The sequence below is a fragment of the Gilvimarinus japonicus genome (assembly GCF_042847215.1).
GTDB lineage: Bacteria > Pseudomonadota > Gammaproteobacteria > Pseudomonadales > Cellvibrionaceae > Gilvimarinus > Gilvimarinus japonicus.
On record NZ_AP031500.1, the window covers coordinates 1,435,329 to 1,450,756 of the forward strand.

Sequence of the window (15,428 nt, forward strand, 5' to 3'; positions counted from 1 at the left end):
TTGTTACAGTTTTTCGAGCACTTCGGGGTGCTCTTGCTCAAGCTTGTGATAAAAGTGCGATGCAGCTTGTAGTTTGGCGTGCAGCTCTTTGATGAGGTCTTTAAGCTCTTGCTCGCTTTTGGTTTTTTCGGCATAGCGCTCGCGCAGATCAGATGCGTCTGCCTCTACTTTGGCCAGTAATTTGGTGCTGAGTTGTGCGGAGCGTTGTTGCTCTTTGAGCTCGGCTTGGGCTTGCTGTAGCTTTTCTTTTGTTTGTACCTCTTGTCTTTTTTGATTTTCCAGCTCGTTGTAGGTGTTTTCGAGCTCCTTCTGAATTGCATCATTTATCGCTTTCTGCTCGCTGCATTGCGAGGTCAGTTCGTCCTTTTGGCTCTCGAGCGTAATCATATCCTGCCGTGCTTGTTGTAGTTTTTCTTTTGTTTGTAAATCCTGTTTTTTGTGATTTTCAAGCTCGTTGCGCATGCAGTCGCGCTCGTTCTGGGAAGCATCATTTATTGCTTTTAGTTCACTGTGTTGCGCTATCAGCTCGCTGTTTTGGCTCTCAAGGGCAATCACATCTTGCCGTGCTTGCTGTAGTTTTTCTTGGGTGTGTAATTCCCGTCTTTTTTGGTTTTCCAGCTCGCAGCGTAGGGTTTCCTGTTCGTTCTGAATCGTCTCATTTACTACTGTAAGCTTATTGCATTGCGAGGTTAGTGCGTCGTTTTGGCTCTCGAGCTCTGCATTTAGCTTCCATATTTCAGTGAGCTGCCGTTTAGTGAGTTGCCGTTCGAGCGCTCGTCCGTACAATGCCCTGCCAAGCAGTGGGTTGTTTGTCTCCTCCAGAGTCAGTCGTGTAAAGCCTTGGGGTAGCAAAAGTTCATCGCATTCTTCAAGGGTCGCGCCAGTCTGATCAGAGGCGATACCGTTATTAATGGCAACGCGCAGCTCAATCATGTCTAACGTGTTTAGGGCACCGTTTAGTCCTTGTAGTAGGCGTACGGCGGGCAGGCAGTCGATGGTTAGCCAATTGTAGTGTTCTTGGCTTTCACCTGTTTGCTCTAGCAGGTGGCTTAATGATACCGCCGGGTGCTCGGCGCGTTGATGTTCATTAAGGTTAGGCCACAGTGCGCTTAGGGCGTCGGCCGGGAGTAGTCCGCTCTCTTCTTCGCGGGATAATTGGTGCCAAGTGGCTCTCCCGTAGGTGTTGTTGACTAAGGCGTGAACGGCTTGCCAGTTTCTGTGGGGGGCGGTGGCGTGCGCGAGCATTTGGTAGCTGTGCTGCTCTGCCTCTACCGCCAGCAGTCGGGGCACTTTGGCAAAACGTGTTTCGCGCAGCACGTCTCCGCGGCCTGCGCCAATGTAAAGCCAGCCTGTTACCGGGGCGAGGTTCTGTAGGAGCTCTTGCCACTGCGCAATGGTTTGTGCGTTTTCCATGGATGGTTACTTCAACCTTGATGGGGCGTTGACAGGGCCTGAACACGAATGGCTCTGAGACGAATGGTCAGTTGGCGTTTGTCGTCACTGCCTTTTGGGGCGGGTGAGGCGGTTTTAGGAAAGCGCAATCGCAGTTGCCAAGGTGTTTGCTGGGGGGTGTCGGTAGTGTCAATTTCGGTGCGCACCCGGCAAGGAAAACGCTTAAGCGGTAGTTTGCCAAATTTATGGCTGAGCGTGAGTGGCTCGCCGTTAAAAAGCACTTGCATGTCTTTTACGATGCGGCTGTCCAAGGCGTGCACGATATCGAAGGTAAGCTCAAAGCGGCCCTGGCCAACGGCGGGCAGAGTAAGGGTGCTGTCTGTGCCGGGGCCAGCCCAGCGGCCGTCGTGCTCTGCATCGTACCAGTTGTCGCCCACTATATAATCGTTTTGTAAGTCAAAGAGGGTCTCTAGCGGGAAGCCTGCCGGCGCATTAGCCGTTTGCTGCGGGCTGATGGTAAGTGCGTTGCCTGTTGCGGACAGCTTTTGATATTCGTAAAAGTAGTGTTCTAGCTCTTCTTGTACTTGATGCAGTTGTAGCAGCAGGAGTTCGTTTTCTTCTTGGAGCTCCTGCGTGCGCTCGTGGGGTTCTGGCTTCGGTGTGCTAGTGGTAATGTTGGTCGCTTCAGACAGCTTTTGGTGCTCGCAAGAGTAATGCGTTAGCTCTTCTTGTGCTTGCTCCAGCTGCAACAGCAGGCGGTCGTTTTCTTTTTGCAGCGTTTGGGCGTTCTCGTGTGCGTGGTCGGCTGCGCTCTGTAGTTTGGTATGTTCGGCCGTTATGTGTTGAAAGGCCTTGCGCAGGTTTGCTTGGTACTGTGGCACGGAGTCTTTGCCACTGATGTCTGCTACGGTTTCTAAGTCGCGATATAGGCTACTGCTGGTCGGGTCGGCGTAGGCCAAACTGGTGCCTAGGGCTTCGATCACAGGCTGGAGCACTTGCTCGGTGCCTTGCGCCGCCTCTGTTGCCATTGCTTGGCCGGTTTTGCTGGCAAGCGCTGCCAGAACTGTGTTTGGGGTGTGTAGTAACGCCAGTTCGTTTATTAGGGTGCAGCGCTCGCGGTTGAGCATATAGTGGCGCAACAGGATACGGGCTTTATCGCACCAGTTTTGTAGCGTTTGTTCGCTGTCGGCATTGTGGTTCTGCTCAATGGCTCGGGCAAGAATAATACCCGGGGGGCAGTAAACCAGTAAGGTGTGGCCGCTGTCGGTTAAGGCAGCCTGCAGGGTTTGCTCGTGGTCCAGATCGACGCAGCGCAGAGTTTGGAAAGGGCTCTGGGCTAAAAGCTGCTGCGCGATGGTGTAGCGCCCCCCAGGGTGGCCGATGATGGACAAAGACTGCATATTGACTGACTCCTTGAGGTTCCCCGGCTGCTCCTTGCGCCACGTACGGCGGTCGCGGCCCAATTTTTAGCACAGCATTGTAGCAGAGAGCGACACGCAAAAAGTAGTAAAAAACCCTTTTAGCAGAATTTGTGTTTTTGCCGCTTTTTTTAAATGCTTTTAAGCGATTTTTAGTTGGGCGTATTTGGCGTCGTCTTGCAGCGTTTGCTTTAATTTGCCAAGTTCGGCCTTGCTTAGATAAGTCGATGCCGCCAGTAAAGTTTTTTCTGTATGCTCTGGTAGGGTCTCGCCTTCGGGAGGTGCACCCCCGCCTTCTATAAGCTCTGAAAAATACGTTAACAGCCAATGTTCAGGAGCTGTGCCCATGTGCCTGTGCAGTACTTGTAGCCCCTCTATAGCCACCCAATAGCGCATATTTAGGGTGATGCAGCTATCGTGCAGCCGTGAGCAAGCCTGAACGTCGTCGACAAAGCCGATGCGGCCGGGAAAGGCCTTGAAGGCCCGCAGCCAATACTCAAAATCAAAGGCGGTTTTGATGTTCTCGTCTAGCGGACCAAGCAGGCGATACACCGAGCGTGTAAAAAACAGGGTGGGCTGGCAAATAAAGCAGCCATCGGCAAACTGGCTGTATGCGGTGTCAGGTGGCAGGGTAGGGTAGCGGTTTAGCTCGTTGCCCAGTGCATCTATATGCACACCATGGCCGTAAACCAGCGCGTATCTCTCCGGGCCTGTTAAGGCAGCCGCTGCTCGATCGACTGCGCCGGGTGTGTAAAGGTCATCGGAATTAAGCCAGCCAATCAGCGTGCCGCGAGCACGGCCCAGTGCCTTATTAATGGCATTGGCAGGGCCCTTATCAGGCTCTGAAAACCAGCGTAGCCGGCCGTCATGGGCTTGAATACGGCTAAGTATTTCTACCGTACCGTCTGTGGAGCCGCCATCGGCAACAATCAGCTCTAGGCGTGCGTAACCCTGATTAAGCACACTGGTTACGGCGGCCTCAATAAAGTCCGCTTGGTTAAAGGACGGCATCACAATGGATATAAGAGGTGTCATGGGTTTATTCTGCACATATCGGATCGTCCCTGTAAATTGTGAGGGTACTTTATTTGATTGCTCTTTGTTTAGTGTGAAATTGTTCGCACTTGGAGATTCAAGCTGATAAAAAAGTGATCTACTTCTCGCCTTGCGAGGCGCCACACGGGTAGTTTTTTAGCAACCCATCATAGCATTTCTCGCAAAATCATATCTCCGGTATGTTAGAGCTAACTTGCTCTCTGACTGGAAGCTGTGTGCAGCTATGAAGCTCGAACAAATCACTCCAATGACGAAAGCGCTGTCGGCCATTGATCGAGCTCTGCTTTGCCCGCTGTCTTAGTGTGAAGCGCAGCACGATGACGAGCTAATTTTGCTTGGGCTTCGCTTGCTGAATGTAGAGAGTTGGAATCCGCCTATGAGTCAATAAAATCGTTGCCTGAAGTGTCGCAGAGGTTCAGTAAACGTACCCGTAGATTTTTACTGAGAAAGTTTCCGTGCGTGCTTGTCTAAATACCCTTCGGTTCTAGCTGCCATCTGGCCACTAAAATGCCTCAAATCCGCAAGCCCGGTTGTCGGGTGCTGAGTATAGCTAAATACTTTAGACAGCGGCCTCAAAATTGTCGAGAAGCGTCGTGTAAAGTCCTACTGAGCTAGCTAACTGATATATACCCAAAAGAGGGGGTGATACTTACTTTTAACCGCAGCGAGGAGGGTGTTCCCCTCATGCGAACTGGCCCGATCGCAAAATTCCACAGATGCTGATTTGCGGTGAGTAAAGTATACTCGCGGGCCTTAGTATGACAGACCGAGGCAGGAGCATGAGTCGTAATGCAACACCAGTACGGGTTGACCGGATCGTACTGCATATAGGTACGGAGAAGACAGGAACAAGCTCAATACAGCACTTTCTCTCTAACAACCGCGCGGAGCTCGCCGCAGAGGGGGTGGTTTACCCGCGATTTACTGGGCTCAATGGTGGTAGTCAGTGGGGGGTAGTTGCTGCAGTGCAAGGTCGGCCTTGGAAGACGGAAATAGGTGCTCGCCTCGGTATTCGCAATAAGGGCGGAGCAGATACCTACCGGCAGCGACTGCTGGAAGCATTTGACCAGGAGCTGTTGGCCTGTCCGGGTTGCCATACCCTGATCTTGTCTTCCGAGCATTTTCACAGCCGGCTGATTGGGCCCGCCAGACTACACGCATTAAAAAAGCTGCTAAGCCGCTGGAGTGATAATGTGCAGGTGGTTGTGTACTTTCGCCGTCAGGACCGCGTGGCCATTAGCCACTATTCCACCAAGCTTAAGACTGGGCAGGCGGAACCGAGGGTTTTCAGTGCCATAGCGGGCGATTTGCTGCCGTATTATTACGACTATGAGCGCATTTACGCTAACTGGAGCCGGGTGTTTGGTGAAAAAGCGTTGCATGCTGGGATTTTTGCACCGAAGCATTTGGCCGGTGGCGATTTACTAACGGATTTTTGTGACCGGATCGGGATTGCCGAGGAGGGTAAATCACGGCCTGCCAAAATCAATGAGTCGCTCAGCGAAACCGGAGTTCAGTTGCTGTTGGAGCTGAATAGGCAGTGGCCCAAGGAGCCGCTGAAGGGGGTCAACCCTTCGCGAGAGTTACTGGCGGCCAGTATTGGCCGCGAGCACCGGGGCCGCAATGTCCCGGCCACCCGAGCTCAAGCACAGGCTTTTTACGCTCATTTTGCCCCAGGCAATGCCCGCCTAGCTAAAAAGGCCTTCCCGGCGCTGGTGGGGCCGCTGTTTGACGAGGGCTTTAGTGATTACCCTGAAGTATTGGCTCCGCGGGATACCGATTTGAGTGCAGAGGTTCGCCGCCGTATCAGGGGGTGGCGAGCGGCATCGGTCGCTGAGCAAAAATTGGGTGTTACTCGTCGGCTCTTGTCGGCATTACAGCTGCTGGGCGGTGCGGCTGCTAGGATAAAGTTGCTCGCGGCCCGTGCCGGACGCTGGCGGATGCGCCCCTTAAAAGTGTCGACCACCGGTTTACCGCCAGTTTTTTTGCACATGGGGTTGCCCAAAACTGCGACCACGACACTTCAAGAAACTTTGTTTGGCCAACACCCAGGTATCTGTTATTTGGGTAAGCGCAATGGTTGGATGGCGAAAAAACACTGTGCGTCTGAAGAGGTATATCGTGCTTTGCGACCTATCCTTTGGCGGTGCTGGGCACCGACTAATGTCGTGCAAGCGCATTCTGTGTTGCAGGCGTACTCTCAGGCGCAGGGCCCGGAGAAGCCCATATTGGGGTCTTGGGAGGCGTTGCTGATCAAGCCGCCTGTGGAGTTTCAGTACATTTTGCGCGAGGCGCAAAATGTACTGGGTGATGTGCATGTGATAGCTACTCTGCGTAACCCGCTTAAACGTCTACCATCTGCCTACTTACACGCCTTGAGGGATTGTGCCCGTCACGGTAAGCACCACACGATCCCTAAAAACAGGGCTTTTATTCCATTGGATAAGTGGCTAGCGGGGCCATCTTGGTGGCGACTGACCAACGATACCCGCTTTGACTTCGGAAAAAACCTTCGTTTTGCAGTGGAGTTTTTGGGACGGGACAAAGTGGGTATATTTTTGCTGGAAGATATGATTGAAGATAGAGAAGCCTTTTTTGCCAGTATTTTGGATTTTATGGGGGTTGATAATGCCGGTGTCGAGTTGTTTGAAGACCGCCACTTGAACCCGGCGTTGACTGCCGCTGAGCTGGAGTTTTTGCAAACCATCGAGGCCTCGGAAGACGAGCGGAAACGGTGGTTTGAGCTCAGCAACCGGGAGCGTCGATTGTCTCTGAAAGATGTGGCAAAGAAAGGTGACGGTGACAAGTGCAAGATTGTTTTGAGTGATGCCCAGCGGGCGTTGATCGAAGCGCGCAGTCGCGAGCTGAACCGCTGGTTGGTGGACACCTTTGATCTCGATCTGGCGCGCCATGGGTACCCGCTATGAGTGCTGTAAAGGCAGTCCGGCGTCGGATATTTATTGAGTGCACTCACACTTATTTAGTAGGCGGCAGTGGCGGTATTCGTCGGGTAGCACGCAACCTGGCCAATGCGCACAAAGGGGGTTCTAGCGATGAGGTGGAGTTACTGCCGCTGGTGTGGGCTGGGCGTCGTTTTTTGCGCCCGCGGCGCCCGCTTATTGAGGCTCCACACCCCCTGGTGACCTGGGGGCACAGGTTGCTGGGGGGTATCTCAATCGCTACCCGGCTGATTAGCAAAGTAGCTCGGTGGCCGTTGCTGGCACCGCTGAGGGAGCCCGTGAAAGCGGGGTTGCGTAAACTGCTGCAAGGGTTGCGAGGTGCGCAGCGCGCCGATTGGGCAAGCTCTAGTGAGGCTGCGCCTGCAGCGCAAAACCCAGAACATACGCGCGGCAACTCGGATGGATTTTATCGTGTGTTGGGTTTGTTGCTGTGGCCTTTGGGTTTTTTGTTTGTCGCGCCCATGCGCTTTCGCCAAGGAGATATCGTGGTGTTGGTGGACTCTACTTGGGACTCTCCTGCCATGCTTGAGGCTTTGTTTGCAGCGCGTGAGCATAGCGGTATTCAGGTCGGGGCTATGTTGCATGATCTGTTCCCCCTTACCATCCCGCAGATGTGCCAAGCCAGTACCGTAGCAGGTTATACAGGGTGGTTTCAGCAGGTGTCAGAGGGAGCCGATTTTTTTATTACCAATTCAGCCGCCACCACCCAGGCGCTGGAGAGGTACGTGCAGCAAGCGGGCCCGGTCAATGCCCGCAGTTTGCCGGCAGGTAATTTTCGGTTGGGGGCAGAACTGCACCAATCTTCGGTGTTGTCTGGCCCCAATCCACTGCAAGCGGTGCCGGGTTTTGTGGTTTTGGCGGTGGGCACCATAGAGCCGCGCAAAAACTATCAGGTTATTCTCGATGCGTTGGATTTACTGTGGCATCAACATGACGTGACACTGGTCATTGTCGGTCGGCCGGGTTGGTCTAACGCCGAGGTGGCGGCGCGTTTGCGCGAGCACCCACAGGCAGGGACGCGATTACGGCATTTTGACAATGCCGATGATGCCACACTCAGTGCTTGCTACCAGCGTGCCGACGCAATGGTGTGCGCTTCTTGGGCCGAAGGTTTTGGCCTGCCGATTGTCGAGGGTATGCGCCACGGTGCGCCGGTGGTGGCCTCGGACATTGACGCATTTCGCGAAGTGGGCGGCGACGCCTGCCGCTACTTTGCGCCAGACCGGCCGGCCGAGCTAGCAGCACAGCTGGAGTTGCTGGTGGAGCAATGGCAACTGGGTACCCCGGTAAAGCAAGAAAAGTGCGATCTCGCCATCAGTTGGCGCGAGAGCGCTGTTCAGTTTCGCGATGAGGTGCAGCGTTTGGCGGCCGCCGCGTCGCGTAGTACCGCTAGCGTGGCATTGGCGGCTCGGTCCCAGCAATAATGTAAGGCCTGACGGCTGGCGGCCTCGGCCAGTTTTGCTCGCAGCGGTAGGTTTTGAACGATTTGCTCTAAAGCGTCGGCAATGGAAGCCGCTGCCAGTGGATTTACCAGCAGGCCTGCTGGCCCGGCCACCTCAGGCATGCTAGAGGTGTTGGAGGTGATTACCGGTAGGCCGTATTGCAGCGCCTCTACTATTGGTAGGCCAAAGCCTTCGTACAGTGATGGCATAACCAGACACAGAGCGTTGCTATAGAGGGTGGCAAGCATTGGGTCCGACACCGGCCCCAACAGATGGACGCGCTCAGCAAGCTGATGATGGTCGATTAATGCCTCTAGGTTCTCGCCCCCCCAGCCATGGCCGCCCGCTATTACCAACGGTGGAAAGTCCGCCTGCTTCTCGCAGGCTATGGCGTAGCCTTCTAATAATCTGGGCAGATTCTTGCGTGGCTCTGGGGTACCCACGAACAGAAAGTAGTGCCGCTCTTGCAGCTTTGGTGCAATGGCAGCCAGTGGACCGGGTGCTGGTAGAGCCTCCGCTGCGCCGTAAATCACTCGGGTTCGCGCTTGCGCGTTGGGCCAGTGTTTGGCGACATCGGTGGCGGTAGCGCCAGACACTGAAATCAGACGTTCGGCCCGTGCCGCCGAGCGAGCCATCAGGGTACGGTCTAGCAAGCGGGTGCTGCGACGCAGGGTCTCTGGTACGCGAGCCCAGGCGAGGTCGTGGATAGTGACGACCCCGGCGGTTGTCGACGGCAACCACACCGGCAGCCGGTGGGCGGGAGCCCAGAATACATGAGGTTTATCGCGCCACGACCAGTGTGGTAGCGAAAGAGCCGGGGACAAGATTCGGCCGAGATGCTCGGGCAGGTGGTCTTGGCGCAGGCGCGCTGCAGGCGGCAGTTGGGCACAGGCCGCAGCAGAACGTGCGTACAAGTACCAATCGACGTCGCTGCCAGCGCTGGCCATCATCCGAGGCAACAGGGCGCGCAGGTAGCGGCCCAGGCCACCGTTACTGCCCGATAACAGACTGCAATCGACGGCTATGCGCAAGGGCGTTAGAGTGCCGGCTGGTTCAGCCATTATCAATCGCCGCAGATGGCGTCGTTTTTGTTGTGGGTCTTGCCATGGCCAGGGTCCGTCTCAGGTCGTGCGCAGCTGGTTTAGGGGGTTTGTTTTTTTGGGGTACGTTCTAGCGCCGTTGGTTGCGGTGGCAGTGTACACAAGATGCCGCGCGATGTGGCGAGGACAGGCTTTGTGTGGTGCAGCGGCCGTGGGCAAGCGGTCTGCATATCCCATGCGTCGGTAGTCAGCCAGAGTACGGCGTCCATAGAGGCGGCCCGGCGTCGCGATACCCGGCTCTTGCGGATGTAGGCGGAGTGGGGCAGCAAGGCATATTTTAAGCGCCGTAAAGCAAACTCTTGAGGTGGATCTTCAGCGACAAGCAAAACTTGTTGCGGCTTTTGACCCAGAGCCGCGCGTGTTTGCCGCGCCAGCTCTAAGAGGGCGGCGTCATCGCCCAGCTCCAGGGCCTCGGGATCGGCGGCGTGGGCGTAGTGCGCCTGAGTGGCCAGCGCTTGGCGGTAGTTGTTGTGTAGCCAGCGCGCATCAAGCAGCAACCAGGCGAACAAGGCCGCGCCCAGTAGCGGTTGCACAGGGGGCGCAGTGCCGGTAAGCAGGCGCAGAGCAATCCAGCTAAACAGCACCCAGAGCCCGGCGAGTAGTGGCAGTGTTGGCAGACCCGAGGATGCGCTCAACTCGGTGCGATTGATCGAAATTTGCGTCCAAAAGTGGGGGGTGATCCAGTCGTTGATGGCCAGCTTCAGCAGACTTAACGGTGTCGCTGCCTCTAGGTGCAGCCCCGCTAGGCTTAGGGTTCGCTGGGTGTCGGGGTAGAGCACCAGCCCCACTTCGATGATCTCGCCCTGCCAGTTGTCGTCCTCACTGAGTCTGATTTTCCCAGAGCCGATGACTAAGTCGCGGGTAAACGGCTTGGCTGGTCTTGCTGTGGTGCGCCAGAGAAAGGTTTGTTTGTTTTGACCGGCGCCGTCAATATCCACATTCAGCAGGTCATAGGTCTCGGCATCAAATTGCACCGGGCCGCTGCTCACGATGGCGTGGCCATTGGTGGACGGAGACAGTATCAACCGGCTGTAAAGCGGGCGCAGTGGGCCGTCCACTACAAGTAATTGCGGCGCTTTGAAGTCTAATGCGTCGGCGGGTTTGTTATTGGAGTTTGCGCTGAGTAGCAACCAAGTGCCCACTAAAAGCAGCAGGCATAGCGAGCTGGCCAAGATAGCCATCGCGCAGCGCCACCGGTGCCGTATTGGTAGCGCCTTAACGCTGGCGCCAGCGATGCAAGCCAGCGCGAAGATCAACAAGGGAGAGATGTGCAGTAATAGTCGGCTAGCGGCGGTGCCCACCCAGCCGCTGGCATTGGTTGCACCGAATAGCAGCAGTTGGCTGGCCAGTAGAATCGCGAGCAGTAGCCCTACTGTTTTGGCTGTTGCTCGCGCTGGCGATCCAGGCAATAGGGCCAACAGTATGGCCCCAGGCAGTAAGTACCAGAGTAGATGCCAGCTGTCGGCCAACCACAAAAGCTGCGCGTAGTAGGCAAACTCAAAATGCAGCTGCAGTCCAAGGCGCGACAGACCCACAGCAAGCAATCCCAGCAGCAGCGCGCCAGTGAGTACTATGGTTGTGGTTGTCATTTGTCGCAGCCGTAGCAAGCCGATCAGCAAGAGCCCGCAAGAGAGCCAAATGATGGCGTCGTGCTTAACCAGCAGCCCCAGTGTCAGCGCTGCCAGTCCCAGTAGTAGTTGGCCCCGGTGTGCCTCTAGCAATCCGCGGGTGATGGCAATCAGCCCCAGGCCACTAAAACCGGCGAGCCACAGGTCGGCGTAGCCTGCAAGACTGACATGTGTCTGCAGCAGTGGCAGCGACAACAATAGCCAAGCCGCAATTGGGCCGGCCAGGCGCTGGCGAGTGGCGGCCACTGCTTGTCCCCATAGCGCCAGTCCCAAAGCGATGGCGGCTGGCAGGGCGGGCCATACGACCTGAGTTTCGTCCCAGGAGCCCAGAAGGCTGGCCAACCACCAAGATTGCACAGGAACTAACCAAGGGTAGTGATGCCCCTGCGCCGTATAGCTGATCTCGTCGGCGAGTTTGGGCCACTGCCCGGGTGGGAGTATGTCGATCGGCGCGCCGTTAAAGTACCAAACTTTGGCAGTGTACAGCCAGGTTTGCCAAGCGTCCCAAGGGAACACTGGACGCCAGTAAAGCTCGAACGCCGAGAAACTCAGGTGCACGGCAATCAGAGCCAGTAGTAGGAGCGTTAACCAGCGTTCGCATCGGGTGGCAGGGGGTAAGGCCGGGGGCACTGCGGTGGGCAAGAACTGCCGCGCCCACTGTGCGAGTAGGCTGGTGGCCAGGGTTAGAGTTAACAGAGACAGTATTAGCGTTACGGGTGTTGCCAACCCTGGGAGTATGGAGGCAAGTATTGCGAATGGCACTAATAAGGCAGCGCCGAGAAAATAGCCGTAACCCAGCCATCCTGCCCGGGTGAGCCTCAGCCGCTGGCGCAATGGCCGCAGGACTAAAGCTCCCGCCACCCAGGGCAACAGTAGAGTGGCCGTGAGAAGTACGGGGTTCATGGGGAGGTGGTGTCGTCGTCGCTTTTAGCGTGTTGCCGGATGGTGCCCTCCAGTATGGCAACTCGCTGAATCAGCCGTTGTAGCTGCACTTCATGGCGTGCTTGGTCCATATCCATCAGCAGGATTTTGATTACCAATACGGCAATGGTTGCCATTATGGCGAGTACCGGTGGGTAGCCGACACCGATTACCTTCGCCAGCCAGTCCACCAGAGGAGGAGCGAATCCCAGTCCGGCGAACGCCACAGCTACCAATAGCCAAAAGACACCGTGTCGCACATGCAGTTTGTCGCGGCGTATCAGAAATAAAATTGCTGTTGCCACCAGCAGTCCGATGGCAGCGTTTATCCATAAAATCATGTTTTGTTCTCCGTTTGCGCACTCAATCGCCGTTTGGACAGCCCTAACACCAGGGTTTGCAGCATATAGCGGCCGACTACAAGCCAAGAGTGAAAAACTCGCGAAGACCCCTCGCAGCGGCTTTGCATCTGTACCGGCACATCCAGTAGTGTCAGCCCTGCAGCCTGTAGGTGAAGCAGTACGCCGACATCCTGGTAGTCCAACAGTGTCGCACGTGCGTCGGCGAGCTCTACTAGAGCTCGCCGATTGTACACCCTAAATCCAGAGGTGATGTCCTCCATGCGCAGCCCCGACGTTGTTTTCATCATCATCCAAGCAAGCAGACGCAGACGTGAAACACGCCCGGGGCAGGTGCCAATCGCGACGTCAGCGGCGCCTTTTATTACTGGCGCCAATAAGGCGGGCAAAGACTCCGGCTCGTGTTGGCCGTCGGCGTCTAAGGTTGCTACGATGTCAAAGCCTTGCTGCAGTAGATAGCGGATGCCGGTTTGCGTCGCACCCCAGGCGCCAAGTCGGGCGGCCAGTGGTAGTACGTGGGCGCCAGCTTGGGAAGCGATATTGATGGTGTCGTCCTCGCTACAGTCGTCGACCACCACTACCGGATAGTTGCACTGAGAGCGCAGGCTGCAGATGACCCCACTAATAGATGTGGCCTCGTTGAGGGCGGGGATAACGACGCCTACTCTGGGCGAAAAGCGGGCTCTTGCTGTCACCTAGCATCCTATTTCAGAGCGTGTTTTTGAAAGCGGGGAGTATAGGGGAAGCGGTAAGGATATTCTATGGTAAATGTAGGATCTCTAGTGTTAATTTGACACGGTTTCGCAAGGCAGATATTCGGCGCGTCGCCAACGATCTTTTTAGTTGCACTCGGGCGCTATACTTGCCCCAAAGAAGAGACCGGTGACTGCAATAGAATGGATTATCTGTGTATGGCTTTGCTGGGGTATGGCCTGCACGTAACAGCGATACACCCGCACAGCCGATAATCTATGAATACTGACGTTTGGGTGGGTGGTCCTCGCATCTTACTTGTGTGCTTGCGTCAAGGCTTTTAGACTTTCCAGCTGTTATTCAGAGGAGTAAGCGAGGTATTCGTCTCGGCTAGGTCTGTTTTAATATCTCGTTTCCAGCTTTGATTGCCGCCATATTCACTCCAGCCATATCACGCGGCGAGATATGGCGAGTGTCCATAATCTAACCCAGGTGCTGGGGTGGGTTGTTCTTCCTGGCCGTGCAGCAACGTCACAATCCAATATCAGGGTCGGTGTTCACCCCGAAAGTGGCTCCCTGCTCTACGGTGAATCCGTTTTTTAGCACCACTTCTCGACCCGCTGTGGCATTGGTACTGCCGCCGATTATGACCGCGCCGTCGTATGTCACGCTCACGCAGGCATTATGTGTGTTGTCGCCGCTGAAAAATGACGATAGCGACAAGCGATCAGAGGTGAATGTGCAGTCGTTAGCCGGCACGTCATTCCAGCCAAGGTCCTGCAGCAATTCACCGGTGATTAAGAGCTTCTCGGATCCTGTGGCGCTAGGTTCCATCAGTTCGTGGTTGTTATCGCTGTCTTCAATAGCGGTGTCCCAGTGGGAAACCGAGGAGCCTCCTCTCAGCGGGTTCGGCGCATACATCTGGGCATGGCCGCCGGAAATGCCGTCACTCAAAGGGCCGAGAGCGGCCAGCACGTTGGCGCCAACCCAGTGAAGGTCAGAGGTGTCAATCGCCGACGCCATTCGTTCAGTGTCGTCCATCTCGGGCCACAACTTGCCAGTGCTGTGATCTTCCAAGAACTTCATATAAACGTCGTCCCGGTCCAAAAGCCGAGAGCCGCTGGCGTTGTCAACAAAAGTTGTCACACCAATACCGTGACCGATCTCATGTAGCACAGTTGCGAAAAAGCTGATCGTTCCCGGCGGTGCTTCACCTAGGGCGTAATACCAAGTATTTGACCCGAGGCAGTTGTCGCTCTCATCGATGTTTTTGTTAAATTGCGAGCCGATATCAGAAGATCCAGGCCCTAGGTCTCTGTCGGCGATGCTATTGGCCAGCGCAATAGGGTACCAAGTGTTCGCAAAGGTGGGGTTGGTGCCGTCGGCACCGGGAAACCAGTCGCGGGACACGTTGTTGGGGCCTGCCGAGCCCAATACGGCGCTGAATGCATTGCAAGACAGGTTGTTCATTTCTGCGGCCACCTCGATAACGACGTCGCTGTCAAGCCTGCGCGCCCAGTATTCCAGCGCCCGCTCAAATGCCCAGCGCCTTTGCTCCCCCAGAGTTGCTCCTGGGTTGCCATCGTCTGCGGATGCTGCGTGGGGCGGGTCGAAGGAGTTGAATCCCTCAACTGCTCCGTCGTTATAAACAGGTGACAGCACGGCATCAGCCAGAGCGCCGGTGCACCACAGTGAACAAATAAGTGAAAGGCGAGTTAATTGGTGAGTCATGGTTACGGCTCGTTGCCATCCGGACGATTATTGTCGTCATATAGGCGGCGATTAATTTCGCGCCCGTCAGGGCTCATGAACATCTGACCCCCGATCCTGTGGATATTCACCTCCCCGCCATTGCCAATAGTTGCCGCACTGCCTTGGCGAAATCGCCCTTGTAGGTCGAGGATCACCGTGCCGTCTGGTCTTGTTTCAGGGATGAGGTCGAGCTCGGAGGTGCTGAAATGGCGCAAGGCCTGATCGTCTAGGGGTAACACTTCACCTTCTGGGGGTTTCTCCTTTGATAGCTCTCCAGTGACTGGGTCAAGCCATGCAGTCCATCCGCTTTGAAGGGGCTCAGGCTCGCCACCTGATTGGCGGGAGTTGTCTGGGGCGGCAATTGCCAGTGGTCTCAGCAGCAGGGCTGAGACTAACAGAAGTGCCGGTATGGCTCGGTCATGCCTGCGTGCTGAGAGGGATATCCGTTTCATTGTTATCGCATTATTATCAATATAGAGAAGGGGAGATTCTATGCGCCATGCTTTCTGAGTTCAAGTAATAATCATAGGTGCGCCGATCCGTATTTGAGCCCTGGTTTGAATCGTCTTTCGGCTGGATTCCGTTTTGTCTCGATATGTCCGGCATCGTAGAGCATTTATTGCCTGGTCATCATTGTGCGCATGAGCGGCGTAGTACCATGGTCACTAAAAAGCAGTGGCCTAAAATGTTTGGTCACTACATAGAGA

The 15,428-nt window shown here is 55.5% G+C and carries 11 protein-coding genes; 2 read left to right on the top strand and 9 right to left on the bottom strand.

What is annotated here, in order from left to right; translation table 11 throughout:
• Positions 1-3 precede the first annotated feature (3 nt).
• From ACGHAD_RS05975 to ACGHAD_RS05985, 3 genes are all read right to left on the bottom strand, one after another.
• The gene (locus tag ACGHAD_RS05975) at positions 4-1,413 is read right to left on the bottom strand and encodes a hypothetical protein (protein WP_382416427.1); all 1,410 of its coding nucleotides are present in this window, start codon (positions 1,411-1,413) and stop codon (positions 4-6) included.
• Between the two features lie 11 nt (positions 1,414-1,424).
• Entirely contained in the window at positions 1,425-2,792 is a 1,368-nt protein-coding gene (locus tag ACGHAD_RS05980) for a hypothetical protein (RefSeq protein WP_339616211.1), read from the bottom strand.
• A gap of 159 nt (positions 2,793-2,951) precedes the next feature.
• Positions 2,952-3,845, bottom strand: coding sequence for a glycosyltransferase family 2 protein (locus ACGHAD_RS05985; RefSeq protein ID WP_382416425.1), 894 nt, complete (start codon positions 3,843-3,845; stop codon positions 2,952-2,954).
• Positions 3,846-4,645: 800 nt separating this feature from the next.
• Here ACGHAD_RS05985 and ACGHAD_RS05990 point away from each other — a divergent pair.
• Together ACGHAD_RS05990 and ACGHAD_RS05995 are read left to right on the top strand one after the other, a co-directional pair.
• The gene (locus tag ACGHAD_RS05990) at positions 4,646-6,793 is read left to right on the top strand and encodes a hypothetical protein (RefSeq protein WP_382416423.1); all 2,148 of its coding nucleotides are present in this window, start codon (positions 4,646-4,648) and stop codon (positions 6,791-6,793) included.
• Positions 6,790-8,250: a glycosyltransferase family 4 protein gene (locus tag ACGHAD_RS05995; RefSeq protein WP_382416421.1), complete on the top strand. Its 1,461-nt coding sequence runs from the start codon at positions 6,790-6,792 to the stop codon at positions 8,248-8,250. The genes ACGHAD_RS05990 and ACGHAD_RS05995 overlap by 4 nt, the downstream gene beginning before the upstream one ends.
• Here ACGHAD_RS05995 and ACGHAD_RS06000 read toward each other — a convergent pair.
• The 6 genes from ACGHAD_RS06000 to ACGHAD_RS06025 form a co-directional block, all read right to left on the bottom strand.
• Complete coding sequence (locus ACGHAD_RS06000) at positions 8,163-9,329, bottom strand: glycosyltransferase family 1 protein (RefSeq protein WP_339616207.1); 1,167 nt, start codon at positions 9,327-9,329, stop codon at positions 8,163-8,165. The two genes, ACGHAD_RS05995 and ACGHAD_RS06000, sit on opposite strands and share 88 nt — an antisense overlap.
• An 80-nt stretch (positions 9,330-9,409) precedes the next feature.
• Positions 9,410-11,899: a hypothetical protein gene (locus tag ACGHAD_RS06005; protein ID WP_382416419.1), complete on the bottom strand. Its 2,490-nt coding sequence runs from the start codon at positions 11,897-11,899 to the stop codon at positions 9,410-9,412.
• A complete protein-coding gene (locus tag ACGHAD_RS06010; RefSeq protein ID WP_339616205.1) occupies positions 11,896-12,258 on the bottom strand; it encodes a DUF2304 domain-containing protein in 363 nt (120 codons plus the stop codon). The genes ACGHAD_RS06005 and ACGHAD_RS06010 overlap by 4 nt, the downstream gene beginning before the upstream one ends.
• Positions 12,255-12,971 carry a glycosyltransferase family 2 protein gene (locus tag ACGHAD_RS06015; RefSeq protein WP_339616204.1) on the bottom strand — a complete coding sequence of 239 codons (717 nt, stop codon included), beginning with the start codon at positions 12,969-12,971 and terminating at the stop codon, positions 12,255-12,257. Before ACGHAD_RS06015 ends, ACGHAD_RS06010 begins: the two co-directional genes overlap by 4 nt.
• A 529-nt stretch (positions 12,972-13,500) precedes the next feature.
• The gene (locus tag ACGHAD_RS06020; protein WP_382416417.1) at positions 13,501-14,700 is read right to left on the bottom strand and encodes a hypothetical protein; all 1,200 of its coding nucleotides are present in this window, start codon (positions 14,698-14,700) and stop codon (positions 13,501-13,503) included.
• Positions 14,701-14,702: 2 nt separating this feature from the next.
• Positions 14,703-14,960, bottom strand: a complete 258-nt coding sequence (locus ACGHAD_RS06025; RefSeq protein WP_382416415.1) for a hypothetical protein — start codon at positions 14,958-14,960, stop codon at positions 14,703-14,705.
• Between the last annotated feature and the right edge of the window lie 468 nt (positions 14,961-15,428).

What these genes read in the sequence shown, in the direction of transcription:
- ACGHAD_RS05975 (WP_382416427.1), bottom strand. Translation starts at nt 1,413, where the DNA reads ATGGAAAACGCACAAACCATTGCGCAGTGGCAAGAGCTCCTACAGAAC.
- ACGHAD_RS05980 (WP_339616211.1), bottom strand. Translation starts at nt 2,792, where the DNA reads ATGCAGTCTTTGTCCATCATCGGCCACCCTGGGGGGCGCTACACCATC.
- ACGHAD_RS05985 (WP_382416425.1), bottom strand. Translation starts at nt 3,845, where the DNA reads ATGACACCTCTTATATCCATTGTGATGCCGTCCTTTAACCAAGCGGAC.
- ACGHAD_RS05990 (WP_382416423.1), top strand. Translation starts at nt 4,646, where the DNA reads ATGAGTCGTAATGCAACACCAGTACGGGTTGACCGGATCGTACTGCAT.
- ACGHAD_RS05995 (WP_382416421.1), top strand. Translation starts at nt 6,790, where the DNA reads ATGAGTGCTGTAAAGGCAGTCCGGCGTCGGATATTTATTGAGTGCACT.
- ACGHAD_RS06000 (WP_339616207.1), bottom strand. Translation starts at nt 9,329, where the DNA reads ATGGCTGAACCAGCCGGCACTCTAACGCCCTTGCGCATAGCCGTCGAT.
- ACGHAD_RS06005 (WP_382416419.1), bottom strand. Translation starts at nt 11,899, where the DNA reads ATGAACCCCGTACTTCTCACGGCCACTCTACTGTTGCCCTGGGTGGCG.
- ACGHAD_RS06010 (WP_339616205.1), bottom strand. Translation starts at nt 12,258, where the DNA reads ATGATTTTATGGATAAACGCTGCCATCGGACTGCTGGTGGCAACAGCA.
- ACGHAD_RS06020 (WP_382416417.1), bottom strand. Translation starts at nt 14,700, where the DNA reads ATGACTCACCAATTAACTCGCCTTTCACTTATTTGTTCACTGTGGTGC.